Annotated in this window: 27 protein-coding genes; 16 read left to right on the top strand and 11 right to left on the bottom strand. The window is 69.5% G+C overall.

Annotated features, from left to right (window positions below):
- The first annotated feature begins 100 nt into the window (after positions 1-100).
- Positions 101-1,630 carry an adenosine deaminase family protein gene (locus ACIPQB_RS14800; RefSeq protein WP_446486009.1) on the top strand — a complete coding sequence of 510 codons (1,530 nt, stop codon included), beginning with the start codon at positions 101-103 and terminating at the stop codon, positions 1,628-1,630.
- Here the strand turns inward: ACIPQB_RS14800 and ACIPQB_RS14795 are convergent.
- Positions 1,627-2,958 carry an Hsp70 family protein gene (locus ACIPQB_RS14795; RefSeq protein ID WP_446486008.1) on the bottom strand — a complete coding sequence of 444 codons (1,332 nt, stop codon included), beginning with the start codon at positions 2,956-2,958 and terminating at the stop codon, positions 1,627-1,629. The two genes, ACIPQB_RS14800 and ACIPQB_RS14795, sit on opposite strands and share 4 nt — an antisense overlap.
- 128 nt (positions 2,959-3,086) lie before the next feature.
- Here ACIPQB_RS14795 and ACIPQB_RS14790 point away from each other — a divergent pair, with 128 nt between their 5' ends.
- Entirely contained in the window at positions 3,087-4,265 is a 1,179-nt protein-coding gene (locus ACIPQB_RS14790) for an NAD(P)/FAD-dependent oxidoreductase (protein ID WP_446486007.1), read from the top strand.
- A 49-nt stretch (positions 4,266-4,314) separates the two neighbouring features.
- Here ACIPQB_RS14790 and ACIPQB_RS14785 read toward each other — a convergent pair whose 3' ends face one another.
- Together ACIPQB_RS14785 and ACIPQB_RS14780 are read right to left on the bottom strand one after the other, a co-directional pair.
- Entirely contained in the window at positions 4,315-5,610 is a 1,296-nt protein-coding gene (locus ACIPQB_RS14785; RefSeq protein ID WP_446486006.1) for an NAD(P)/FAD-dependent oxidoreductase, read from the bottom strand.
- Positions 5,611-5,735: 125 nt separating this feature from the next.
- Positions 5,736-6,389 carry an alpha/beta hydrolase gene (locus ACIPQB_RS14780; protein WP_446486005.1) on the bottom strand — a complete coding sequence of 218 codons (654 nt, stop codon included), beginning with the start codon at positions 6,387-6,389 and terminating at the stop codon, positions 5,736-5,738.
- Between the two features lie 203 nt (positions 6,390-6,592).
- Between ACIPQB_RS14780 and ACIPQB_RS14775 the strand changes: the two genes are divergently transcribed.
- The 11 genes from ACIPQB_RS14775 to ACIPQB_RS14725 are packed head-to-tail and all read left to right on the top strand — an operon-like array spanning position 6,593 to position 14,295.
- Positions 6,593-7,060, top strand: a complete 468-nt coding sequence (locus ACIPQB_RS14775) for an Rrf2 family transcriptional regulator (protein WP_446486004.1) — start codon at positions 6,593-6,595, stop codon at positions 7,058-7,060.
- The gene (locus ACIPQB_RS14770) at positions 7,057-8,190 is read left to right on the top strand and encodes a cysteine desulfurase family protein (protein WP_446486003.1); all 1,134 of its coding nucleotides are present in this window, start codon (positions 7,057-7,059) and stop codon (positions 8,188-8,190) included. The genes ACIPQB_RS14775 and ACIPQB_RS14770 overlap by 4 nt, the downstream gene beginning before the upstream one ends.
- Positions 8,190-9,659, top strand: a complete 1,470-nt coding sequence (gene sufB / locus ACIPQB_RS14765; protein ID WP_446486002.1) for a Fe-S cluster assembly protein SufB — start codon at positions 8,190-8,192, stop codon at positions 9,657-9,659. Before ACIPQB_RS14770 ends, sufB begins: the two co-directional genes overlap by 1 nt.
- Positions 9,656-10,015 (top strand): hypothetical protein, encoded by a 360-nt coding sequence (locus ACIPQB_RS14760; RefSeq protein ID WP_446486001.1) that lies wholly within the window; start codon positions 9,656-9,658, stop codon positions 10,013-10,015. The genes sufB and ACIPQB_RS14760 overlap by 4 nt, the downstream gene beginning before the upstream one ends.
- Positions 10,012-10,320: a hypothetical protein gene (locus tag ACIPQB_RS14755; protein WP_446486000.1), complete on the top strand. Its 309-nt coding sequence runs from the start codon at positions 10,012-10,014 to the stop codon at positions 10,318-10,320. Before ACIPQB_RS14760 ends, ACIPQB_RS14755 begins: the two co-directional genes overlap by 4 nt.
- A gap of 2 nt (positions 10,321-10,322) precedes the next feature.
- A complete protein-coding gene (gene sufC, locus ACIPQB_RS14750; protein WP_446485999.1) occupies positions 10,323-11,072 on the top strand; it encodes a Fe-S cluster assembly ATPase SufC in 750 nt (249 codons plus the stop codon).
- Positions 11,069-12,100, top strand: a complete 1,032-nt coding sequence (gene sufD, locus ACIPQB_RS14745; RefSeq protein WP_446485998.1) for a Fe-S cluster assembly protein SufD — start codon at positions 11,069-11,071, stop codon at positions 12,098-12,100. The genes sufC and sufD overlap by 4 nt, the downstream gene beginning before the upstream one ends.
- Positions 12,100-13,314, top strand: a complete 1,215-nt coding sequence (locus ACIPQB_RS14740) for an aminotransferase class V-fold PLP-dependent enzyme (protein WP_446485997.1) — start codon at positions 12,100-12,102, stop codon at positions 13,312-13,314. Before sufD ends, ACIPQB_RS14740 begins: the two co-directional genes overlap by 1 nt.
- A gap of 5 nt (positions 13,315-13,319) precedes the next feature.
- Positions 13,320-13,688, top strand: a complete 369-nt coding sequence (locus ACIPQB_RS14735) for an SUF system Fe-S cluster assembly protein (RefSeq protein WP_446485996.1) — start codon at positions 13,320-13,322, stop codon at positions 13,686-13,688.
- A 14-nt stretch (positions 13,689-13,702) separates the two neighbouring features.
- Positions 13,703-14,095 (top strand): HesB/IscA family protein, encoded by a 393-nt coding sequence (locus ACIPQB_RS14730; RefSeq protein ID WP_446485995.1) that lies wholly within the window; start codon positions 13,703-13,705, stop codon positions 14,093-14,095.
- A complete protein-coding gene (locus ACIPQB_RS14725; protein WP_446485994.1) occupies positions 14,095-14,295 on the top strand; it encodes a hypothetical protein in 201 nt (66 codons plus the stop codon). The genes ACIPQB_RS14730 and ACIPQB_RS14725 overlap by 1 nt, the downstream gene beginning before the upstream one ends.
- 5 nt (positions 14,296-14,300) lie before the next feature.
- On the opposite strand, the gene ACIPQB_RS14720 is transcribed toward ACIPQB_RS14725, so the two are convergent.
- The 3 genes from ACIPQB_RS14720 to ACIPQB_RS14710 are packed head-to-tail and all read right to left on the bottom strand — an operon-like array spanning position 14,301 to position 15,927.
- Positions 14,301-14,552 (bottom strand): hypothetical protein, encoded by a 252-nt coding sequence (locus ACIPQB_RS14720; protein WP_446485993.1) that lies wholly within the window; start codon positions 14,550-14,552, stop codon positions 14,301-14,303.
- Between the two features lie 3 nt (positions 14,553-14,555).
- Positions 14,556-15,350, bottom strand: a complete 795-nt coding sequence (locus ACIPQB_RS14715; RefSeq protein WP_446485992.1) for a lysophospholipid acyltransferase family protein — start codon at positions 15,348-15,350, stop codon at positions 14,556-14,558.
- 16 nt (positions 15,351-15,366) lie between these two features.
- On the bottom strand, positions 15,367-15,927 hold the full coding sequence (locus tag ACIPQB_RS14710) for a TetR/AcrR family transcriptional regulator (RefSeq protein ID WP_446485991.1): 561 nt from the start codon (positions 15,925-15,927) through the stop codon (positions 15,367-15,369).
- A gap of 97 nt (positions 15,928-16,024) precedes the next feature.
- Between ACIPQB_RS14710 and ACIPQB_RS14705 the strand changes: the two genes are divergently transcribed.
- Both ACIPQB_RS14705 and ACIPQB_RS14700 read left to right on the top strand, forming a co-directional pair.
- On the top strand, positions 16,025-16,999 hold the full coding sequence (locus ACIPQB_RS14705) for a glycosyltransferase family 9 protein (RefSeq protein WP_446485990.1): 975 nt from the start codon (positions 16,025-16,027) through the stop codon (positions 16,997-16,999).
- Position 17,000: 1 nt separating this feature from the next.
- Complete coding sequence (locus tag ACIPQB_RS14700) at positions 17,001-17,396, top strand: DUF6165 family protein (RefSeq protein WP_446485989.1); 396 nt, start codon at positions 17,001-17,003, stop codon at positions 17,394-17,396.
- 40 nt (positions 17,397-17,436) lie between these two features.
- Here ACIPQB_RS14700 and ACIPQB_RS14695 read toward each other — a convergent pair whose 3' ends face one another.
- The 4 genes from ACIPQB_RS14695 to ACIPQB_RS14680 all read right to left on the bottom strand — a co-directional run bounded on the left by ACIPQB_RS14695 (position 17,437) and on the right by ACIPQB_RS14680 (position 21,780).
- Positions 17,437-19,533, bottom strand: a complete 2,097-nt coding sequence (locus ACIPQB_RS14695; protein ID WP_446485988.1) for a family 43 glycosylhydrolase — start codon at positions 19,531-19,533, stop codon at positions 17,437-17,439.
- A gap of 133 nt (positions 19,534-19,666) precedes the next feature.
- Positions 19,667-20,782: an FUSC family protein gene (locus tag ACIPQB_RS14690; protein ID WP_446485987.1), complete on the bottom strand. Its 1,116-nt coding sequence runs from the start codon at positions 20,780-20,782 to the stop codon at positions 19,667-19,669.
- On the bottom strand, positions 20,782-21,273 hold the full coding sequence (locus ACIPQB_RS14685) for a CinA family protein (protein WP_446485986.1): 492 nt from the start codon (positions 21,271-21,273) through the stop codon (positions 20,782-20,784). The genes ACIPQB_RS14690 and ACIPQB_RS14685 overlap by 1 nt, the downstream gene beginning before the upstream one ends.
- A 114-nt stretch (positions 21,274-21,387) precedes the next feature.
- Entirely contained in the window at positions 21,388-21,780 is a 393-nt protein-coding gene (locus ACIPQB_RS14680; protein ID WP_446485985.1) for a RidA family protein, read from the bottom strand.
- Positions 21,781-21,898: 118 nt separating this feature from the next.
- Here ACIPQB_RS14680 and ACIPQB_RS14675 point away from each other — a divergent pair, with 118 nt between their 5' ends.
- Positions 21,899-22,798, top strand: a complete 900-nt coding sequence (locus ACIPQB_RS14675; protein ID WP_446485984.1) for a LysR family transcriptional regulator — start codon at positions 21,899-21,901, stop codon at positions 22,796-22,798.
- Between the two features lie 46 nt (positions 22,799-22,844).
- On the opposite strand, the gene ACIPQB_RS14670 is transcribed toward ACIPQB_RS14675, so the two are convergent.
- Positions 22,845-23,996 carry a bifunctional 2-C-methyl-D-erythritol 4-phosphate cytidylyltransferase/2-C-methyl-D-erythritol 2,4-cyclodiphosphate synthase gene (locus tag ACIPQB_RS14670; protein WP_446485983.1) on the bottom strand — a complete coding sequence of 384 codons (1,152 nt, stop codon included), beginning with the start codon at positions 23,994-23,996 and terminating at the stop codon, positions 22,845-22,847.
- Between the last annotated feature and the right edge of the window lie 8 nt (positions 23,997-24,004).

Genomic DNA, 24,004 nt, shown 5'->3' with positions numbered 1-24,004 from the left:
CTGCCGAAGCGGCGATGCGCGATCGGATCCGTCAAACATCGCTCCGCCGTAGCCGAAGTCCCTTAGGGTCTGCGACAAGATCGGGTTGGGAATCGGTGGGATGACGATGGGCGGACGCAAACTTCACATGCTGGCGATCGGCCTGGGGCTCGCTGCAGGACTGGCCGGCGGCCAGGCCCTGGCCGCGCCGGCGGCGACGCCTGAGGCGCGGACGGCGGCCCGTTTCGACAGCCTGGTCCATGACCGCGCGCAGCTGCGGCTGTTCCTGCGGGCCATGCCCAAGGGCGGCGACCTGCACAACCACCTGTGGGGCGCGCCCTATGCCGAGGACTTCCTGGCCATGGCCGCCGACGACGGCCTGTGCGTGACCGTTCCGCGTCCGGCGCTCGCCGAGGGCCCCTGCGACATGGCCGGCAAGGTTCCGGCCAAGGGCCTGGCCCAGCGCGATCCGGACCTCTACGCCCGGACGATCGACGCCCTGTCGATGCGCAATTTCACCCCCGGGGGCGACGGCGCCGCCGCCTCCGGCCACGACCAGTTCTTCTCCACCTTCGACCGGTTCGCCGCCGCCGCGGCCCGGAACAATATCGGCCCGATGCTGGCGGCGACCCGCGAGATGGCGGCCGGCGACCACGTGCTCTATGTCGAAAGCAGCGCCAATCCCGAGGCGCTGCACGCCTTCGGCCTGGTGGGCCAGGACCTGGGCTGGACCGACGATTTCGCCGCCGCCCTGGCCGTCCTGCAGCCGCGGATACCCGCCATGGTCGCCCAGGCCCGCGCCGAGATGGACGCCGCCGAGGCGCAGGCCGACCGCCGCCAGGGCTGCGCCAAGCCCGCCAAGGCCGGCCCCTGCCAGGTGGCGGTTCGCTACCAGGCCTTTGTCCAGCGGGCCCAGCCGCCGGGCTTCGTCTTCGCCCAGATGGCCCTGGCCTTCGCCCTGGTCGAGGCCGATCCCCGCTTCGTGGGGGTCAATATCGTCAATCCAGAGGACAATCCGACCGCCCTGGCCGACTATTCGCTGCACATGCGGATGTTCCAGTTCCTGGCGGCGCGCCATCCGACCGTCAAGCTTGCCCTGCACGCCGGCGAGCTGGCGCCGGGCCTGACGCCGCCGCGCGACCTTAGCTTCCACATCCGCGAGGCGGTGGAGATCGCCGGGGCCCGGCGCATCGGCCACGGGGTGGACATCGCCTCGGAGGCCGGGGCCTCGGCGCTGCTGGCCCGCATGGCCCGCGACCACGTCGCCGTCGAGATCAACCTGACCAGCAACGACGTCATCCTCGGCGTCAAGGGAAGCGACCATCCGCTGGCCCTCTACCGCCAGGCCGGCGTGCCGGTGGTGTTGTCGACCGACGACGAGGGCGTGTCGCGCATCGACATGACCGGGGAATATCTGCGGGCCGCCACCGAACAGGGCCTGCGCTATGGCGACCTGAAGGCCATGGCCCGCGACAGCCTGGAATATTCCTTCCTGCCGGGGGCCAGCCTGCGGGGCTCGGTCTGCGCCGGGCGGGAGGCGCCCAGCCCGGCCTGCGCCAGCTTCCTGGCCGGCAGTCCCAAGGCCCAGGTCCAGTGGCGGCTGGAGCAGGACTTCGCGGCGTTCGAGCGCGGCGTCGGAGGTGAGCGCTAACCCGCCGTCTCGCTCCACAGGTCCAGGTCCGCCTCCCGGCCGATCAGGGCCAGGCCCGAGGCGATCGATTCGAACTCGCCGCCGCTCTCGATCCGTTCGGCCCCGAAGCGGCGCAGGAAGATGTCGCGCACGGCCGGCACGAACGAGCTGCCGCCGGTCAGGAACACCCGGTCGACGCCCTCGGGGCCCAGGCCCGAGCGCTCCAGGGCCTGGTCGACCGCCGTCTCGATCGCCTTCAGCTCCGGCGCGATCCAGCCCTCGAAGTCTAAGCGCCGGACCGCCTTCTCGATCAGCACCGAACCAGCGGCGAAGCGGAACGTCGCCTCGTCCTGGCTCGACAGCGCCTCCTTCAGGCTGGAGACCGCCCGGTAGAGGGCGTAGCCGTGGTTGTCGTCCAGCACCTCGATCAGGCGGGCGATCTTCTCCGGCTCCAGGGCCGTGCGCTCCAGGGCGCGGATGTCGCGCATGTCTTTGGAGGCGCGCAGCAGGGCGAGCTGGTCCCAGCGGGCGAAGGCGGTGTAATAGCGCTGGGGGATGGGCAGGCGGTTGTCGAAGGCGCGGTAGAGGCTGCCCTTGCCCAGCTCCGGCGAAACCAGCTGGTCGATGATCCGGTAGTCGAAGGCGTCGCCGGCCACCCCGACCCCCGAGCGGGCCAGGGGCGTTGAGCGCAGGGCTCCGCCGGATCGCTCGAACCGGACGATCGAGAAGTCGCTGGTGCCCCCGCCGAAGTCGGCGACCAGCACCGTGGCGTCCTGCGTCAGCTGACGGGCGAAGAAGAAGGCCGCGCCAACCGGCTCGTAGGCGTAGCGGATGTCGGAAAAGCCCAGGCGCGCGAAGGCGGCCTGGTAGCGCGCCAGGGCCAGGGTCTCGTCGGGATTGCCGCCGGCGAAGGTCACCGGCCGGCCGACGATGACCCGCGGCGGCAGGGCGGCCATCGCCGCGCCGCCGTGCTCCCTCAGCTTCAGCAGGAAGGCGGCCAGCAGGTCCTCGAACTGGTAGCGCTTGCCCAGGATCTTGGTCTCGGTGAAGGCGGCGCTGGCGGCGAAGGTCTTGAACGACTGGATGAAGCGGGTCTCCAGCGGGTCCTCGACATAGGCCTCGATCGCCCAGGGACCGGCCTCGACCACGCGCTCGTTGGGGCGCCCGTCGGTTCCCATCACCGCATGGAAGCTCAGGGCCGAGCGGAAGGCGAAGATGTCGCCGGCCGCGGCCGGGAACCGCACCAGGGTGGCGGGACCCTCGCCGTCGGTCATCGAGACCACGGTGTTGGTGGTGCCGAAGTCGATGCCGATCGTGGGGCCGATCGCCGGCTGAGGGACGGACGTCATGGGGAGGAGCCTGGGCGGGAGCGGGGCAGGGTTCCTAAACCTTCGGGCAGGGACGTCAAGCGCGTCGCGCGCATTGACTTGGCCGCCGCCCTCCTGTCGATACGCCCCTCAACAGGAAGGGCTTGGTTTTGGAAGAGTTCGACGTCGTGGTGCTGGGCGCCGGCGCGGCCGGGATGATGTGCGCCATCGAGGCGGGCAAGCGCGGCCGCTCGGTGCTGGTCATCGACCACGCCAAGGCCCCGGGCGAGAAGATCCGCATCAGCGGCGGCGGCCGCTGCAACTTCACCAACGTCAACACCGCGCCGGCCAACTTCCTGTCGGCCAATCCCAAGTTCTGCGTCTCGGCCCTGCGCCGCTACCGGCCGGCCGACTTCATCGCCCTGGTCCAGCGCTACGGTATCGCCTTCCACGAAAAGACCCTGGGCCAGCTGTTCTGCGACGGCTCGGCCCGGCAGGTGATCGACATGCTGCTGGCTGAGATGGCGGCGGCCGGCGTGACGCTGCGCCTGGAGACCGCGGTCAAGGGCGTGGCCAGGGACGGGGAGGGTTGGCGCGTCAACCTCTCCACCGGACCGGTCGCCTGCCGCTCGGTGGTGGTCGCCACCGGCGGCAAGTCGATCCCCAAGATGGGCGCGACCGGCCTGGGCTACGAGATCGCCCAGCAGTTCGGCCTCGGCGTCGTCGAGACCCGGCCGGCCCTGGTGCCCCTGACTTTCGAGGTCAAGACCCTGGAGCGCCTGGCGCCGCTGTCGGGCGTGGCCCTCGATGCGGTGGTGGCCAGCGGCAAGACCAAGTTCGCCGAAGCCATGCTGTTCACCCATCGCGGCCTGTCGGGCCCGGCCATCCTGCAGATCTCGTCCTATTGGCGCGAGGGCGGCGAGATCAGCGTCGACATGGCGCCCGGGATCGACGTGCTGGCGACCCTGAAGGCGGCCCGCACCGCCACGCCCAAGCGGGCCCTGGCCACGGTGCTGTCGGAGATGCTGCCCAAGCGCTTGGCCCAGCTGATCGCCGAGGACGCCGGGGCCTATGGCAACATGGCCGACTGCTCGGACGTGCTGCTGCGCGGCGTGGCGGCGACGGTCAACGCCTGGACCTTCAAGCCGGTCGGCTCCGAGGGCTACCGCACGGCCGAGGTCACCCTGGGCGGGGTCGACACCGACGGCCTGGACTCGCGAACCATGGAGGCCAAGGCCGCGCCGGGGCTCTACTTCATCGGCGAGGTCGTCGACGTCACCGGTTGGCTGGGCGGTTACAATTTCCAGTGGGCCTGGGCCTCGGGTTGGTGCGCCGGCCAGGCGGTTTGAAGCCGCTCCCTTTCCCTCTCTCAGTCGCCAGGAGGGGCGGTTCGCGCCATCAATGCAGCTTCAACCGTCCGGCCACCCGCTGTTGCAGCAGCCGGGCCAGGGCCAGGACCATGGTCTTCGACGTGCCCATGATCGCCCGGTGATGGGCCAGATGCAGCGAGATATAGGCCCATTTGGCGATCAAGCCCTCGACGAAGAAGTTGGGACCGCCCAGCCCGCCCATCAGCGATCCGACGCCCTTGTTGTCGCCCAGCGACACCAGCGAGCCGAAGTCCTTGTAGACGTAGGGCGTTTCGATCCGTCGCTGGCCCAGGCGGGCGATCAGCGCCTTGGTCAGGTAGCTGGCCTGCTGGTGGGCGGCCTGGGCGCGGGCCGGGACGATGCGGCCCTCGACCCCGTCCTTGCCGATCCAGGGACAGGCGGCGCAGTCGCCCAGGGCCCAGATGTCGGGGACCGAGGTCTCCAGCCGGTCATTGACCACGAACTGGTTGGTGCGGTTGATCTCCAGGCCGTAGTCGGCGTTGGTCGGGGCGGCCTTGACCCCGGCGGCCCAGACGATCAGGTCGGCGGGGACGTCGCCCTGGCTGGTCTCCAGCCGGTCGGGATGGACGGCCAGCACCCGGGCGTTGGTGCGCACCCGCACGCCCTTGCGCTCCAGGGCCACCGTGGCCTGGTTGGAGATCTTCTCGGGCAGGCCGCCGAGGATGCGCGGCGCGGCCTCGACGATGGCGATGTCGAGGCGGAAGCGCTGCTCGGCCGCCAGGCTGTCGAGCAGTTCGTGATGGGCCTCGATCAGCTCGGCCGACAGCTCGACCCCGGTGGCCCCGCCGCCGACGATGGCCACGCTCATGATCTTCTCGGCCGAGAACGAGGCCTTCATGAAGGCGGCCAGCAGCCGGGTGTGGAAGGCCTCGGCGTCCTCGGTGCGCTCCAGCAGGTGGGCCTGTTCGGCGCCGGGGGTGTTGAACAGGTTGGAGCCGCTACCGATCGCCAGCACGCCCCAGGTGAAGGTGACGCTGCGCTCGGGAACCAGCACCTTGGCGGCCTCGCCGAGGATCGGCTTGAGGGTCAGGCGCTTGGCGACCGGGTCGAGGGCGCCAAGCTCGCCGAGCATGAAGCTGAAATGGTTGGCGCGGCCGAGGATCGAATAGGACAGGCCCTCCTGGTGGGTGTCCAGGGTGCCGGCGGCGACCTCGTGCAGGCTCGGCTTCCAGATGTGGAAGCTGGAGCGGTCGACCAGCAGCACCCGCTCCTTGCCGGCCCGGCGGCCGAGCTTGCGCCCCAGCCGCGCCGCCAGCTCCAGCCCGCCGGCCCCGCCGCCGACGATGACGATGTCGTAGTGCATGCCCGCTGCTCGTCCTTTTCCCCGAACGCTGTCCCAGGGGGAGGATGACGGTGAATTGCCGGCGACCGCAAGCTCTATGGTACCGGTAACCTGCGGTTACCTACCACCGGCGCCTCCACCGGCGCCTAGGGGATGGGATTCATCGCCAGGCGCTTGTCGAGATAGTCGCCGACGCTGCGCTCGACGACGGGCAGGTGCTCGACCCAGAAGTGGGTGGCCTTTTCGACCACCTCGTAGTCGATGACGATGCCCTTCTGGGTGCGCAGCTTGGAGACCACGCGCTCGACCTCGACCGGGGGGGTGATGGTGTCGGCCGAACCGGCCAGGAACAGGCCCGAGGCCGGGCAGGGGGCCAGGAAGCTGAAGTCGTACATGTTGGTCGGCGGCGACACCGAGATGAAGCCGTCTGTCTCGGGCCGGCGCATCAGCAGCTGCATGCCGATATAGGCCCCGAAGTCGAAGCCGGCGACCCAGGTCTGGGCGGCGGCCGGGTTGTTGGTCTGCAGCCAGTCCAGAGCCGTGGCCGCGTCGGCCAGCTCGCCGATGCCGGCGTCGAACTCGCCCTGGCTGCGGCCCACGCCGCGGAAGTTGAAGCGCAGGGTGGCGAAACCGCGCTTCATGAACAGGTGATAGAGCTGCACCGACACCGGGTGGTTCATGTGCCCGCCGGCCTTGGGGTGCGGGTGCAGGATCAGGGCGATCGGCGCATTGTCGGTCTTGCCCGGCGAATAGCGGCCTTCGATACGCCCGGAAGCGCCGGTCAAAATCACATCAGGCATCGCAAACCCATCCGTTTGAGGGCGCGGGGTCGCTTCCGTCGCGCCCCTGAAACGTCGGGGGCGGCGAACGGAATACTTGACCAACGCGCTTGGTCTTCCTAAATCCGCAACGCGCGTCGCGGCCCAACAGGCCCGGCGCGAAGTCGCGGCTTGTAGCACACGCCTAAGCCGATGCGCGCGGAATCTGCAAGGAGGTAAGGCGCATGCGCCTGAGCACCAAGGGACGCTACGCGGTCATGGCCATGACCGACCTGGCGCGCCGCCAGGACGAGGCCGAGGGCCGCGCCGTGGCCCTGGCCGAGATCGCCGCCCGCCAGCAGATCTCGCTGTCCTATCTGGAACAGCTTTTCGCCCGCCTGCGCCGCAAGGGCCTGGTGGTCAGCACCCGCGGGCCGGGGGGCGGCTACCGCCTGGCGCTCAGCCCGGCCCAGACCCGGATCTCCGACATTGTCCTTGCGGTCGACGAGCCGCTGCGGGCCACCCGCTGCGGCCTGTCCAAGACCGGCGCTGGCAAGGGCGCGCCCAAGGGCTGCATGGCCGGGGGCGCCAAATGCCTGACCCATGAGCTGTGGGAGGAGATGGGCCGGCAGATCCACGGCTACCTGGCCTCGGTCTCGGTGGCCGACGTCCTGGCCGGCAACCTGTCCTCGCGGGAGAAGGCGGCGGCGTGAGCAAGCCTGCGATCTATCTCGACTACAACGCCAGCGCCCCGGTCCGCCCCGAGGCGCGCGAGGCCGTGCTGCGCGCCTTCGACCTGGGCGGAAACCCCTCGTCGGTGCATGCCAGCGGCCGGGCCGCCCGCGACCTGGTCGAGACCGCCCGCGCCCAGGTCGCCGCCCTGGTCGGCGTGGTGGCCGGTTCGATCACCTTCGTCAGCGGCGGCACCGAAGCCAACGCCCTGGCGATCCAAAGCGCCGCCTTTGCGGGCTTTTCCCATATCCTGATCAGCGCCGGCGAGCACGACGCCGTGGTCGAGACCGCCAACGCCTCGGGTCTGCCGGTTGAGGTCCTGCCGATCGACGCCAACGGCGTCGCCGATCTGGACGCGCTGCGCGAGGCCCTGTGCAAGCCCGGCCGGGCCCTGGTCTGCCTGATGCTGGCCAATAACGAGACCGGCGTGGTCCAGCCCGTCGCCGAGGCCGCGGCCCTGGTCCGCGACGCCGACGGCTGGCTGCATGTCGACGCCGTCCAGGCGGCCGGCAAGATCGCCATCGACTTTTCCGCCCTGGGCGCCGACACCCTGGCGCTGTCGGCCCACAAGCTGGGCGGGCCGCAGGGCGTCGGGGCGCTGGTGGCCGGCACGCGCGCCACCCTGGTGCGCCAGCAGCATGGCGGCGGCCAGGAGCGCGGCCGCCGGGCCGGCACCGAGAATGTCGCCGGGATCGCCGGCTTCGGCGCCGCGGCGATGGCTGCGGTCCGCGACTTGCCCTCGATGGCCAATCAGTCCATCTGGCGCGACGCCTTGGCCGCACGGGTCAAGGCCGCTGGCGCGACGGTGCTCGGGGAGGGCGCGCAACGCCTGCCCCAGACCCTGTGCCTAGCCGCCGACGGCTTTCCCTCGCAGATCCAGGTGATGAACCTGGACCTCGCCGGGGTGAGGGTCAGCGCCGGCAGCGCCTGCTCGTCGGGCAAGGTCAAGGCCAGCCGCGTGGTGGAAGCCATGGGCCGGCCCGACCTCGCCCCCTTCGCCCTGCGGGTCAGCGGCGGCTGGGCGAGCGTCGAGCAAGACTGGATTTCCTGCGGCGACGCCTGGCTCGCCGCCTATTCGCGTATCGGCGCCCGGCGCCGGGAGGTGGCGTAGTGGCCGCGGTCAAGCAGACCCTCGAAACCGTTGAAGCCCTGGAGAAATACCAGCACGGCTTCACCTCGGACATCGACCAGGAGTTCGCCCCCAAGGGCCTCTCCGAGGACATCGTGCGCTTCATCTCGGCCAAGAAGGACGAGCCGCAGTGGATGCTGGACTGGCGGCTGGAAGCCTATCGCCGCTGGCTGGAGCTGGAAGAGCCGACCTGGGCCAAGGTCAGCCACCCGCCGATCGACTACCAGGACAGCTACTACTACGCCGCTCCCAAGGAAAAGGCCGGCCCCAAGAGCCTGGACGAGGTGGATCCGGAGATCCTGGCCGTCTACGCCAAGCTGGGCATTCCGCTGAAGGAGCAGGCGGTGCTGGCCGGGGTCGAGGGCGCGCCGCGCTACGCCGTCGACGCGGTGTTCGACAGCGTCTCGGTGGTTACCACCTTCAAGAAGGAGCTGGCCCAGGCCGGGGTGATCTTCTGCTCGATGAGCGAGGCGATCCGCGAGCATCCGGAACTGGTGCGACAATACCTGGGCTCGGTGGTGCCGACCTCGGACAACTATTTCGCCTGCCTCAACAGCGCGGTCTTCTCGGACGGCTCGTTCGTCTACATCCCGCCGGGCGTGCGCTGCCCGATGGAGCTGTCGACCTATTTCCGCATCAACGCCAAGGACAGCGGCCAGTTCGAGCGCACCCTGATCATCGCCGACAAGGGGGCCTACGTCTCCTATCTCGAGGGCTGCACGGCCCCGATGCGCGACGAGAACCAGTTGCACGCCGCCGTGGTCGAGCTGGTGCTGCTGGACGACGCCGAGATCAAGTATTCCACCGTCCAGAACTGGTATCCGGGCGATCCGGAGACCGGCAAGGGCGGCATCTACAACTTCGTCACCAAGCGCGCCGACTGCCGCGGCGACCGTAGCAAGGTGTCGTGGACCCAGGTCGAGACCGGCTCGGCCATCACCTGGAAATATCCCTCCTGCGTGCTGCGTGGCGAGGGCTCGTCGGGCGAGTTCTACTCGATCGCCGTGACCAACGGCCACCAGCAGGCCGACACCGGCACCAAGATGATCCACCTGGGGGCCAACACCCGCTCGCGGATCGTCGCCAAGGGCATCAGCGCCGGCCAGTCGACCAGCACCTATCGCGGCCTGGTCTCGGCCCACCCGAAAGCCAAGGGCGCGCGCAACTTCACCCAGTGCGACTCCTTGCTGATCGGCAAGACCTGCGCGGCCCATACCGTGCCCTATATCGAGGCCCGCAACGGCCACTCGGTGTTCGAGCACGAGGCCACCACCACGCGGCTGTCGGACGACCAGCTGTTCTACGTGATGCAGCGCGGCCTTTCGCAGGAGGAGGCCGTGGCCCTGCTGGTCAACGGCTTCGTCAAGGACGTGCTGCAGCAGCTGCCGATGGAATTCGCGGTCGAGGCCCAGAAGCTGGTGGCGATCTCGCTGGAAGGCTCGGTGGGATGACGGCCATCACCCTCTACCGGCCCGTCGGCACGGCGGAGCTGAAGCTGATCGAGGCGTCGGGCTGGACGGCTTTTCCGCCGCGCCTGCCCGAACAGCCGATCTTCTATCCGGTGACCAACGAGGCCTATGCCGCCCAGATCGCCCGCGACTGGAACGCCGTGCACAACGACGACAGGCGCGGCTATGTCACGCGTTTCGCGGTCGCGGCTGACTTCCTGGCAGGCTTTGACAAGAAGGTCGTTGGCGGTCGCGAGCACGAGGAATACTGGATCCCGGCCGAGGATTTGCCGCTGTTCAACGCCGCCATCGAAGGCCAGATCGAGGTCGTGGCGATCTTCGAAGGTGAAAACGCATGAGCGCGGCCCGGCTTTCCGTGGTGCATGTGCGGCCGCTGGACGTCACACCGCTTGGCGAGGGAGCCCGAGGCGCCTACGCCAATATCGTGGCGCATGCCGAGAACGACGAGGAATACGCCGCCATCGTTCGCGCAGAAATGGCTGAGCAGCGGCTGTTCGTTGTCGATTTCGACAACATCCGACTGATCACACCTGAGGTTCTCGCTAGCTGCGAGGATGAGATCCAGGAACTGGCGGCGGCAATTTCCGCCCGATATCCGGTCCAGTACCGGACCTTTGACGCCTACTACACGGACGACGCGTAGCCATGCTCTCCATCCAGAACCTCCACGCCAATGTCGGCGACAAACCCATCCTCAAGGGCGTCACGCTCGACGTGCCGGCGGGGGAGGTCCACGCCATCATGGGGCCGAACGGGGCGGGCAAGTCGACGCTGTCCTATGTGCTGACCGGCCGCGGCGGCTATGAGGTCACCGAAGGTTCGGCGAGCCTGAACGGCGAGGACCTGCTGGCCCTGGAGCCCAACGAGCGGGCCGCCAAGGGGGTGTTCCTGTCGTTCCAGTATCCGCTGGAGATCCCCGGCGTGCCGGCCCTGACCTTCATCCGCACCGCGCTGAACGCCCAGCGCCGGGCCCGCGGCGAGGACGAGATCGCCGCCCCGGCCTTCCTGAAACTGGCCAAGGAGAAGGCCGCGGCCCTGAAGATCGACTTCGAGATGCTCAAGCGTGGCCTCAATGTCGGCTTCTCGGGCGGCGAGAAGAAGCGGATGGAAATCCTTCAGATGGCGATGCTTTCGCCCAAGTTCCTGATCCTCGACGAGACGGATTCGGGCTTGGACATCGACGCCCTGAAGATCGTCTCCGAGGGCGTCAACGCCCTGCGCGCCGCCGATCGCGGCATGCTGGTCATCACCCACTACCAGCGCCTGCTCGACTACATCAAACCCGACCGTGTCCACGTGCTGGCCGCCGGCCGCATCGTCGCCTCGGGCGGCCCGGAGCTGGCCCTGCAGCTCGAGGCCGAGGGCTACGACAAGTACACGGCGGCGGCCGCATGACGCTCGCCACGGCCCTGAAGACCGGCGACCTGACCCAGCTGCCGTCGCGGCGCGACGAGGACTGGCGCTGGACCGACCTGCGCGGCCTGGTGCGCCAGCTGCCGCCGGCCTCGCCGGCCTTCGACGGCGAGGTCGGGCCCGGGCCGTTCGACGGCCTGGCCGCCGCTGCCATCCTGTTCGTCAACGGCCGCCAGCGTCACGCCGCCGCCAGCGGCGCGGGCGACGTCGTGGCCCTGCGCTTCGTTTCCGCCACCGAGGCCACGGGCCACGCGGCCGCCTACGCCATCGTCGTCGAGCCCGACACGACCCTGGTCCTGCTGGAAAGCCACGAGGGCCGGGCGCCCGGCTACTTGTCGGACGTCACCCTCGACATCGCCGTCGGGGAGGGGGCCCGGGTCGAGCGCATCGTGCTGGTCGACGACCATGCCGAGGCCATCGACATCGTCACCGCCGAGATCGACCTGGCCCCCGGCGCGACCTTCAACCAGACCGTCCTGACCTCCGGCGCCCGCCGCCAGCGGATCGAGACCCGGGTCAACCACCCCGGGGCCCACGCCCGGGTGCGGCTGGACGGGGCCTATGTCCTCGACCACCAGCGCCACGCCGACCAGACCACCGTCGTCACCCACGGCGGCGTCGACGGCGTCACCGAACAGCTGACCAAGGGCGTGGTCGACGACCAGGCGCGCGGCGTGTTCCAGGGGCGGATCGTCGTCCAGCCCGGCGCCGACCAGACCGACGCCCGCATGGGCCATCACGCCCTGATCCTGTCGGACCGGGCCGAGGTCGACGCCAAGCCCGAACTGCTGATCTTCGCCGACGACGTCGCCTGCGCCCACGGCAACACCATCGGGGCGCTGGACGAGGAGGCGATCTTCTACGCCCGCCAGCGCGGCATCCCCGAGGCCGAGGTCCGGGCCATGCTGACGGAGGCCTTCGTCGGCGAGGTGGTCGAGCGCATCGAACACGACGGCGCCCGCGCTGTCGCCGCCGCCTGGGTGGCCCAACGGTTGGGGAGGGCGCAATAGTGGCCTTCGACGTCGACGCCGTTCGCGCCCAGTTCCCGATCCTCGTCCGCCAGGTCAACGGCAAGCCGCTGGTCTATCTGGACAGCGCCGCCAGCGCCCAGAAGCCGGAAGCGGTGCTGGACGCCATGACGGGCCTGGCCCGCAACAGCTACGCCAACGTCCATCGCGGCCTGCACACCCTGGCCAACGAAACGACCCAGGCCTATGAAAACGCCCGGGAAACTGTGGCGCGCTTCATCAACGCCGAGCCGTCGGAAATCATCTGGACCAAGAGCGCCACCGAGGGCGTCAACCTGGTGGCCGACACCTTCGGGCGCAGCCTGAAGGCCGGCGACGAGATCGTGCTGTCGGTGATGGAGCACCACGCCAACATCGTGCCCTGGCACTTCCTGCGCGAGCGCTACGGCGTGGTGCTGAAGTTCGTGCCGGTCACCGACGACGGCCGGCTGGACATGGAGGCCTATGCGGGCCTGCTGTCCGAGCGCACCAAGATGGTGGCTATCAGCCACATGTCCAACGTGCTGGGCACCATCAATGACGCGGCCGAAATCGTCCGCCTGGCCCATGCAGCCGGGGCCCCGGTGTTGCTCGACGGCTGCCAGGCCATCGTCCATGCCAAGGTCGACGTGAAGGCCCTGGACGTCGATTTCTACGTGTTCTCTGGCCACAAGCTCTACGGCCCGACCGGCATCGGCGTGCTCTACGGCAAGGCCGAGCGGCTGGCGGACTTGCCGCCCTACCAGGGCGGCGGCGAGATGATCGGCCATGTCACCCTGGAGGGGATCACCTACGCCGATCCGCCGCACCGGTTCGAGGCCGGCACCCCGGCGATCCTCGAGGCCGTCGGCCTGGGGGCGGCGATCGACTGGCTGGGAACCCTGGACCGCGACGCCGCCCTGGCCCACGAGCACGCCCTCTACCAGCGGGTGGTGGACCAGCTGGCCGGGGTCAACGGCGTGCGGCTCCTCGGCACGGCCCCGGGCAAGGGCGCGGTGCTGACCTTCGTGGTCGAGGGGGCCCACCCGCACGACGTGGCCCAACTGCTCGACCGCTACGGCGTGGCCGTGCGGGCCGGCACCCACTGCGCCGAGCCGCTGATGGCCCGTTTCGGCCTGACCGCGAGCGCTCGCGCCTCCTTCGCCCTATATAACACCGAGGCCGAGGCCGACGCGTTCGTCAACGCGCTGGCCAAGGCCCGCAGCTTCTTCAGTTGAGCCTCATGACCGACGAGACCGCCGCCTCCACCGACCTCCCAGCCGCCACGGCCCTGCCGCAGGCCGAGCTCGACCGCCTGACCGACCAGCTGATCGAGAAGCTGAAGACGGTGTTCGACCCGGAGATCCCGGTCGACATCTACGAGCTGGGCCTGATCTACAAGGTCGACGTCTCCGACGACCGCGACGTGGCCATCGACATGACCCTGACCGCCCCGGGCTGCCCGGTGGCCGGCGAGATGCCCGGCTGGGTGCGCGACGCGGTCATGGAGATCAAGGACATCAAGTCCTGCCACGTCGACCTGGTGTTCGAGCCGCCGTGGGATCCCTCGCGGATGAGCGACGAGGCCAAGCTGCAACTGAACATGTTCTGATCGGTTCGAAACCCATGGAAGCCGCCGTCACCCCCCGCGTTCGCCGTCCCCGTCCCAAGGTCGTCACCCTGACCCCGGCCGCCGCCGCGCGGGTCAAGGAGATCATGGACAGGGCCGACAAGCCCTATGCCGGCCTGCGGGTGGGCGTGAAGAACGGCGGCTGTGCGGGCTCGGAATACATCTTCGAATACGCCGCCGAGAAGGGGCCGATCGACGAGGTGGTCGAGGATCAGGGCGTGACCATCCTGATCGACCCCAAGGCGGTGCTGTTCCTGATCGGCACCACGATCGACTACGAGACCACCGAGCTGTCGTCGAAGTTCGTGTTCAACAACCCCAACGAAACCGACGCCTGCGGCTGCGGCGAGAGCGTGACGATCCAGCCGGCGCCGGAGGCTCTGGACTGATGCTGACCCGGACGCCGTCTTGCGTGGAATGCGGCCTGGCCTGGGGCGCGCCGGCCTTCCGCCACGAGGACCACGCTCCGCTGTACTGGTCGGACACCGGGATCCTGTGCTCGACGGGCTGCGCGACGAAGCATTTCGACAGGCGCCGGGCGGACGGGACGTTCGTGGCGATTCCGGCGGAGTGCCCGGTCGACCTTTAGGTCCCCTACATGCAACCGGTTGAACCGGTGGCGCAGGCGGCCGTCAGCGCCGCCATGGAGACCGGTGGAAACAACGCCGCCAAGGCGCTGGGTGCGGCCCACAGAACCTTGCGGCGAAACACCAACGCCATGCCGATAATCAGGACGATCCAGGCCAGAACCGCCGCGACGGTGAGACCGAACGCGTACCGGCCGAAGCTGATCAGCGCCGCTAGGGCCGTCGCATAGGTCAGGACCAGTCCGACCGCGAAACCCATCGCCTAGACCGAGGCTGGCGTGGAGGCGGGAACCGACTTGACGTTCTTCCGCCCGTTCCACTCCACCAGCACTGACGGCTTCACCGGCTCGCCGCGCGCCTGGGCGATCAGTTCGTTGGTCCGCGTCTCGATGGCCGCTTCCATCGTCGCCATGAACTGCGCTTTCGACAGCCCCGGGGCGATCGGCGGCAGGAACTCGATCGTCGCCTGGCCGGGCGTTTTCTTCTTTTCCATCTGCCGCCAGAAGCAGCCCAGATTGGTAGCCACCGGCACCACCGGCAGGTTGAAGTCGCGGCTCATGTGGTAGACGCCGGTGCGATAGCGGAACCGCTCGCCCGGCGCGGCCAGGTGGCCCTCGGGATAGATCAGGATGCGGCGGCCCTCGGCGGCGACCTGGGCGGCGCTTTGCGACAGGGCCCTGCGGGCTTCGGGCCCGCCGCAGCTGTCGACGACGATGGCCCCGAACTTCTTGAGGATCGCCCCGACCAGCGGGAACTTCTCCAGGTGGTCGCCGGTGACGAACGACAGGTTGTCGACATGGGCGAACATCACGAAGCCGTCGCCCCAGCTGTGGTGCTTGGCGGCCAGGATGAAGGCGCCCTGCGGCAGGTTTTCCTGGCCCTTCAGCTCGATCCGGACGCCGGCGAACACCCGCAGCGCCCAGATCATCCGCTGGCTGTAGAGCCGCAGGGCGAAGGCGATCGGCCGGCGGCCGGGCAGCAGGGCCGAGAGGGCGGCCGACAGGCCGTAGAAGATCGACAGAACCCAGTAGTAGACGTTGAACAGCGCGCTGCGCATGTCGGTCTGGTCCTTGTTAGCGAGCGAAAAGCACGGCCTGGACGGCCGCGGTCATCAGCGGGGCGTGGGCGGAGAGGGCGTCGGCGCCCAGCCGGCCATAGGCCTTGTTCTGGGCGGTCTGGGTGATCACGCCGATGGCCATGGCGGCGATCACCCGCGGGTCGCCCGGCGGCAGCTGGGCGTCGATCATCGCCCGCTTGACGAGGCCCTCGACCATGGTCACCGGGTCGCGGCCGTCCTCCTGGTAGAAGGGCAGGAAGTGGTGCAGCCGCAGCAGGTGGAACGAGAACAGCAGCCAGTCCTCGTCGGCGACGGTGCAATAGGCGCGGACCACGGCGGCGGCCTGGTCGCGGATCCCGCTGGCCTGCTCGGCCTGCGCGGTGATCAGGTCCGACAGCCGCCGGTGGGCGGCCATGAACAGGCCCAGGGCCAGCTCGTCCTTGCTCTTCCAGTGGCGGTAGATCGCCCCCTCCGAGACCTCGGCCTTGGCGGCGATCAGCTTGGTGGTGGCCGCGTCGACGCCGCGCTCGACGAAGATCTCGAGGGCGGCGCGTTCGATCCTGGGCTTGGCGCTCATGGGGAGAGGCTAGCAGGCTCGCAGTGCCATGCAAGTGATTACTCACATCACATGGCGCGGCGTTGACCGAAGCGGGCAGGGCGGCCTAAGCCGGACCATGGTCCAGACTGTCCTGATCTATTCGATGGGCGAGGTGATCGGCGACGGGCTGATCAAGCTGCCGTTCATCGCCGGCCTGCGCGCGGCCTTTCCCCAGGCGCGAATCAGCTGGTGCGCGGCCAAGGGCCAGACGGTCTATGCCGGGCCCCTGAAGGCGGTGGTGGCCGGCTATGTCGACGAGGTCCTGACCGCCGGCCCGACCGGGGCGGGGGCGCTGGACGTCCTGCCCTGGGTCAAGCCGTTCGGCGGCCGGACCTTCGACCTGGTCGTCGACACCCAGGAGAACCTGCGCCGCAGCCTGGTGGCGCGGCGGGCGGCCCGTGGCGCTTTCGTCTCCGCCGCCGCCCAGGCCCGCAAGGCCGACTGGCCGCCGGCCGTGGTCGACCGCCTGGCCCGGCTGCTGGCCCTGGCCACCGACGGGGCGGGAACCCCGCGGCCCCTGGCCCTGACCGATCCCGACGCCCTGGCGGCGGCCGCGGCCCTGCTGCCGGCAGGACCCGCCTATGTCGGCCTGGCCCCGGGCGCGGGCGGCCAGGACAAGCGCTGGCCGCTGGACCGCTACCTGGACCTGGCCCGGCGTCTGGAGGCCGCCGGCCGCCAGCCAGTGTTCTTCTTCGGCCCCGACGAGACGGACGACGCCGAGACGGCCCGCGCGGCGGTTTCCGGGGCGTTGTTTCCCGAACGCGATCGGGTCGACGGCTATCCGGCGGTCAAGGGGCCGCTGCTGGCCATCGCATTGGCCGGACGGCTGAGCGCCGCCGTGGCCAACGACGCTGGGCCCGGCCACATGCTGGCGGCCGGCGGCGCGCCGCTGCTGTCGCTGCAGCAGGATCACCGCAAGGCCGTGAAGTTCCGTCCCGCCGCCCGCCGGCTTGAGCTGCTGGTCGCCCAGGACTACGGAGACGACATGGCCGCCCTGCCGCTGGAGGCCGTCGACGCCGCCTTGCAGCGCCTGATCGCCGGAGTTTCGTGAAATGCCCATCCTCGCGCCCGTCTCGGCCGGCGAACTGATCGACAAGATCACCATTCTGCGGGTCAAGGCCGAGCGGATCGGCGACCCGGCCAAGGAAGCCAATGTCCGCGCCGAGCTGGCCCTGCTGGAGGCCACGGCCGCCCGCGAGCTGCCGGCCTCGGACGAACTCGACCGCCTGACCGCCGAACTGACCGCCATCAACGCCGCCCTGTGGGACATCGAGGACGGCAAGCGCGACTGCGAACGCCGCCAGGACTTCGGCCCGGCCTTCGTGCAACTGGCCCGCCGCGTCTATATCGACAACGACAGCCGCGCCGCCGTGAAGCGGGCGATCAATGTGCTGGTCGGCTCGGAGATCGTCGAGGAGAAGAGTTACCAGCCGTATCTGGGGAACTGAGCGAGGCGGCCTCAGTTCGGCGCCCGCGTCAGAGCCCTTTCTATTCCGACCAGACAAAGCGCGCGCCGTCGCTGTTGTCCGGCATGGGGCCGGGACTGTCGGCCCGAATGTCCCCACTCTGCGGATCGATGCGCAGGAAGCGGTTGGTGGCCAAGGACATCAGCACCAGTTCACCCGTCGGCGTTTCGATCCATTGGAAGCTTTGCGCCGCGCCGGACGAGCCGGCCGCAAGCGTCACCGCTCCATCCTTGTCGACGGTGACATAGCGCCCGCCCGATCGCAGGGCGACGCGGCCCAGCCGGCGGTCAACGACCTCGAACCGCGTCGGGGCGGCCGAAGCCAGACCTCGACCGCTGGCCGCCAGTCCGGTCGTCGCGTGGAACGACGCCAGCCGGATCGATCGGCCATAGGGAATGGGCCGCATCAGGCCGTGGGTATGGGGCTGATGGACGTCGATACTGTCGAAATCGGCGAAACCGCCCTCGGCGCCGGTCGTGTTGTAGTTGAACAAGCCGTAGCGAACGCCCTGGAAGGTGAAGGTCTGGTAGAACAGCTCGACCTCGTCGCCGATCGGCGTGAAGGTGACGCCGTCAAATGAATAGCTGAAGCGCGCCCGTTCGGTGAGAAAGTCGCAGTCGGCCCGCAGCCAGGCGCGCGTCCCGGTCATCTTCACCCGCACCGTCTTGTCGGGGCGCTGGTCATAAAGGACCACGTCGAGCCCGTCGGCGCGCTTTTCGACGCCCAGGGTCGCATAGGGCAGGTTGAGCAGGCCCAGGCCGGCCGTGTCGCCCGGCTTCAGGTTCGACGCGTCGAGCAGGACGGTCGGCATCGACATCGGCCCGATCGCCCGCTGGGTCAGGGTGTTGCGCGCGTCGTAGAACGTGGTCGCCGGCAGGGCGTGAAGCCGCAGGAAGCCCGGTCGCTCCGACAACGACCACTTGTCGTCGACAGGGACATGGTTCCATTGCCACAGGGGCTGGAGCTTCGGCGCCGAAAAGTCGTCGCTACGGCGGAAGGGTACGCGCACCGGCTGCGGCGTGGCGGTCTTGGGCTTCACCCAGGTCCGCGGCGTGCGCGTCAGGTTGCCCGGCAGGCCGAAATAGGGCCAGCCGTCCTTCCAGGTGATCGGCGACAGGCTGAGCAGGCGACCGACGGAATTGAAATCCATCATCGAAAAGCCCCACCATTCACCCGCGGGCGTCTGGACGACGCCCCCCTGGTGCAGCGCCAGGTCATGTTTGGCGGCGGGGGTAGGCCCCCAGAACGTGAACGGCGGCTTGGGCGAGCCCGTGCGCTTGCTCGACGCCATGCCGAAGTCTTCGTGCAGGCTGATCGCCTGATTGACCTCGTAGGGGCCCAGCACATGGTCCGCCCGCGCCGCCGGCATCCGGAAGCCGCCGGCGTAGTTGGCGCTGATGATGTAGTACTTGCCGTCGATCTTGTAGAAATGCGCGCCTTCGCCCATGCCGGCGTCCTTGGCGAACAGGACGCGTTCGGTGCCCGGAACGATGTCGGTCAGGTCGTCCGTCAGCTGGGCCAGGTGCATCGTCTGGTGATCCCAGACCACATAGGCCTTGCCGTCGTCGTCAAACAGGACCGACAGGTCGTGAAAGCTGCGCTTCATCGGCGTGCGCGTCCACGGCCCCTTCGGATCCGTAGCCGTGAACATCTGGGTCGTCTTGTGGTTGACGTTCGAGAAGATGTAGAATTTGCCGTCATGGTAGCGGAAGGACGGCGCCCAAATACCCTGACCATAGATGTTCTGGCCGTCCTCCAGCCGGTAGGCCGGGCCGAGGTCGAGCTTGTCCAGGGCGTAGGCGACGAATTCCCAGTTGACCAGGTCCTTCGAGCGCAGGATCGGCAGGCCCGGCATGGTGTGCATGGTGGTGCCGGTCAGGTAGAACCAGTCGCCGACGCGGATCAGGTCCGGATCCGAGAATTCGTCATAAAACAGGGGATTGGTGAAGGTTCCGTCGCCGTTGTCCGGCGTCCAGGTCGCGGTCGACAGGCCCTTGGGCGCGCTCGCCGCCGGACCGTGCCGATCCAGCGCCGACGCCGGCGCCGCGCCTAGCGTCAAGGCCACGCAGGCCGCCAGCCCGGACATGACAATGCCGGGCGATTTCGACCGATGGCGCATGACGTTTCCCCTTTTGCGCCTTTGCTACCGCACCGGAGGCAATGTCCACAAGCACTTTTGTCCGACAATTGACGTCGCGACCCGTATTCACGCACCAACCGTCCGAAAATGAGCGGCGACATCGACATGGCGCTCACCCCCGCTTGCCGGCCGTCTCCTCGACCCGCTCCTCGAAGTCGCCGAGATTGCCGAACAGGTTCTCGATCGAGAACACCAGGCCGAACACCCGGGCTGCGTCGTCGAAGGCCAGGGCGCGGGTGCCGCCGGTCTCGCGCAGGGTCTCGACCGCAGTCTGGAAGGCCTGGTGGGCCTGGGCGAAGGCGATCCGGTCGGGGCGGGGGCCGTCCGCCAGCAGGGCCGCGCAGGCGCGCAGGAATCCGGCGCAGGCTGTCAGCATGGTCGCCGCCGGCGGGGCCAGGCCGGGGGCGGGCAGGGTCTCGCGCAGGGCCCGGCCGATCATCACGCAGTCGTTGCGCAGCCGCCACAGGGTGCGGGGCAGGGCGTCGGTCACCGACTGGTCGCTGAGCCGGGTGGCGCTCTCGCGGTCAGCCTCGGCCATGGCCGTCTGCAGGCTGGCCAGGGCCTTGAGGGTGGCGTCGTAGTGGTCGCGGGGCTCGAAATCGGTCGCCTCGCCGCGCAGCTTGCGGGCGTAGTGATCCAGCACCTCGGCCAGCAGGTCGGCGGTGCGGGTGGCCTGCTTGACCACCGAGCCATGGGCCCGCGCCGGAAAGATCAGCAGGGTGGCGGCGATGCCGACCACGTTGCCGACGGTGATCTCGGCCACCCGCAGGAAGGCGGCGACCAGTGGATCCAGGTGGGTGGTCGTGCCGATCAGCATGATCACGGCGGTGATCGGGGCGACCTTGAAGGCCGGGCGGACGGCGGCCAGGAAGGCGAGCAGGGCGGCGGTGACCGCCAGGATCGGCCCGCCGGCCTCGGGCCAGCGGGCGTGCAGCATCGCCGCCCCGGCCCCGACCGCGGCCCCGACCGCGGTGCCCATCAACCGCTCGATCGAGGCGGTGATCGTCGCCCCCAGGCTGGATTGGACGATGATCACCGCGGTGAACACCGCCCAATAGCCCTGCGGCAGTCGCAGCAGGGTGGCCAGGGCGTAGGCGGCGACCACGGCGCACGACACCCGGATGGCGTGGCGCCACTCGGTCTGGCGCGAGGCCGCCGCGGCCAGGGCCGAGCGCGGCAGGCCGACCGCGACGAACCGCCGCCAGGTGTTGGGCGCGGCCTCGGGCATCAGGCGACGGCCTCGCGCAGCAGCTCCAGCGCCGTGCGCACCGCCGCCAGCTGCACGGCCGCGCGGGTGTCGCCGTCGAAGCGTTCATGGCGATGGACGACCGAGCGGTTGGCGCGGGCCACGGCGAAATGCACCGTGCCGACCGGCTTCAACGGCGAGCCGCCGCCGGGGCCGGCCACGCCGGTGATCGACACCGCCACATGGCCGTTGCTGGCCTCCAGCGCCCCCTCGGCCATCATCCGCGCCACCACCTCCGACACCGCCCCGTGGTCGGCGATCACCTCGCCCGGCACCCCCAGCATCTCGGACTTGGCGCGGTTGGTGTAGGTGACGAAGCCGCGCTCGAAGACGTCGGACGCCCCCGAAATCGCGCAGATCGCCCCGGCCGCCAGCCCCCCGGTGCAGCTTTCGGCGGTGACCAGCCGCAGGGATTTCTCCCGCGCCTCTTCGATCAGCAGGCGGGCGAGGGTCTCGATTTCAAGCGGGAACATGGCGGACTCCTTGGGGCCATCTTGGCAACCGCCCCTGAGTCCGTCATCCCCCGACGTGCGCTTTCCCTCGCTCGTCCCTGGTCTGGGACCATCCGGATGGAGCGTCGCCCCCGATCATTGCGGAATGCGGGCGATGGCCTTGATCTCGAAATCAAAGCCGGCCAGCCAGGTCACGCCGACGGCCGTCCAGTTCGGATAGGGCGGATCGCCGATTTCCTCGGCGCGGACCGCCAGCACCGTCTCGATCTGCGTCTCCGGCTGGGTATGGAAGGTGGTCACGTCCACGACGTCGCCGAGGTCGCAGCCGGCGGCGGCCAGGACCGCGCGAAGATTGGCGAACGCCCGGCGGACCTGGTCCTCGAACACGGGTTCGGGCGAACCGTCCTCGCGGCTGCCGACCTGGCCGGAGACGAAGAGCAGGTCGCCGGAGCGGATGGCGGCCGAATATTGGTGGAGATCGTAGAGGGCGTGGCGGCCGGCGGGGAAGATGGCGTCGCGCTTCGTCATGTCTGTTTCCTTTCGGCTTGGACAGGCGGGGAGGTCCCGCCGACCGAAACGAGATAGGCGCGGGTGATTGCTGGATTAGGGCGTGAAATACGTATGAGATGCTGTAAAATCCCCATCAATGTCGCGCCCCTCGCTCAACGATCTGACGGCCTTCGTGGTGGTCGCCACCCACCGGAGCTTCCGTCGCGCGGCCGACGAACTGGGCGCGGCGCCCTCCACCTTGAGCCACACGATGCGGGCCCTCGAGACGCGCCTGGGCATGCGTCTGCTCAACCGCACGACCCGGAGCGTTTCGCCGACCCAGGCAGGCTTTCAGTTGCTGGCTCGCCTGCAGCCGGCGCTCGCGGCGCTGGACGAGGCCCTGGAGAGCGTCGCAGGGTTCCGCGGCGGCGTGGCGGGCGCTGTCCGCATCAATGCGCCGCGGGTGGCGGCGGCGCTGATCGTCCGGGACGTCCTTCCGCGCCTGTCGCAGCGCCATCCCGACGTGACCGTGGACATCGTCGTCGACGGCGAACTGATCGACATCGTGGCCGGCGGGTTCGACGCGGGGGTGCGGCTCGTGGAGTCGATCCCGCGGGACATGATCGCCGTGCCGCTGACGCGTCCGCTGCGGTTCGTGTGCGTCGCCTCGCCGGCCTATCTGGATCGCGCCGGCGCGCCCGACACGCCCGACGACCTCAGGACGCATCGCTGCATCGGCCATCGGCTGCCGAGCGGCCGGCTCTATCGCTGGGAGTTCGAACGGGACGGCCAGGCCATGACGATCGACACGGCCGGATCGATCATCCTCGACGACGAGGACCTGATGGTCGAGGCCGCCGTCGAGGGGCTGGGCGTGGCCTATGTGGCCGAGCCGGCCGCCGCCGCCGCGCTGGCGGCGGGGCAGGTGCGCGAAGTCCTGTCGCCGTGGCTGAGCGCGACGGAGGCGGTGGCGGTCTATTATCCCGGGCATCGGGCGCCGCCGCTGGCGCTACGGGCGTTCCTGGATGTCGTTCGCGAGGTCGGCAAGAGCGGCTGATCTCTGTCGCGCGGTTCCTCTATCGCGCGACGGGCTCTCGTCCAAATCAGGCCGGCGTCTCGACGACGGCGATCGCTTGGGCCGCCAGGCCTTCGCCGCGGCCGGTGAAGCCCATGCCCTCGGTGGTGGTGGCCTTGACGCTGACCCGGTCGAGGGGCAGGCCGAGGATCGTCGCCAGCCGCTCGCGCATGGCCGCCCGGTGCGGTTTGATCTTCGGCCGCTCGCAGATCAGGGTGACGTCGACATTGACCAGGGTCCCGCCGCGCCGGTGGACCAGCTCGACGGCGTGGCTGAGGAAGCGGTCGGAAGACGCGCCCTTCCATTGCGGATCGGTGGGCGGGAAGTGGTCGCCGATGTCGCCTTCGCCGATCGCCCCGAGGATAGCGTCGGTCAGGGCGTGCAGGCCGGCGTCGGCGTCGGAATGGCCGATCAGGGTCTGGTCGTGGGTGATCTCGACCCCGCACAGCCAGACCGACTCGCCGGGTCCCCAGCGGTGGGCGTCGAAGCCCTGGCCCATGCGGGTGACGCGGGTCGCGCCCGCCAGCCGTTCGGCCATGGCGAAGTCCTCCGGATAGGTCAGTTTCATCAGCATCGGGTCGCCCGGCGTCACGATCACCCGGCCGCCGGCCTGCTCGACCACCTGGGCGTCGTCGGTGGGCTCGCCCGGGCCGGTCCAGGCGGCGTAGGCGGCCAGCAGGCGATCGCGGCGGAAGGCCTGGGGGGTCTGGGCCCGCCAGAGATTGTCGCGCGGTTTTGTGACAAGGCCCGCATCGACCGCCCCGCTTTTCAGCGTATCGGCCACCGGCAAGCCTGGAATTGCGCCATCGGCGTCGGCCAAGGCTCTTAGGACGCCCTCAATTGCTGCGGCGCCGAGGAAGGGTCGGGCGGCGTCATGGACCAGCACCGGCTCGTCGGCCGGACGGTCGGCGAGGGCGGCCAGGCCGGCCTGCACCGACAGCGCCCGAGTCGCGCCCCCGCAGGTTGTTGTCCATCCGGACAAATCCCTGAGTGAGTCTTCCAGGACCCCGCGGGCGTCAGGATTAGCCACGATCACAAGTTTTTTTACACCGGCGTTCAATAAGGATTCGACCGACCAGCGCAGGACCGGCTTGCCCGCCAAATCCCGCCACTGCTTGGCCTGGCCGGGTCCGGCCCGGGTCCCCGAACCCGCGGCGACGATGACGGCGGAAAAGTTCATGCCGGCTG

This window comes from Caulobacter sp. LARHSG274, from assembly GCF_052871235.1.
The sequence above is the reverse complement of the archived record's forward strand: the minus strand, read 5'-3'. Positions and strand labels throughout refer to the sequence as shown.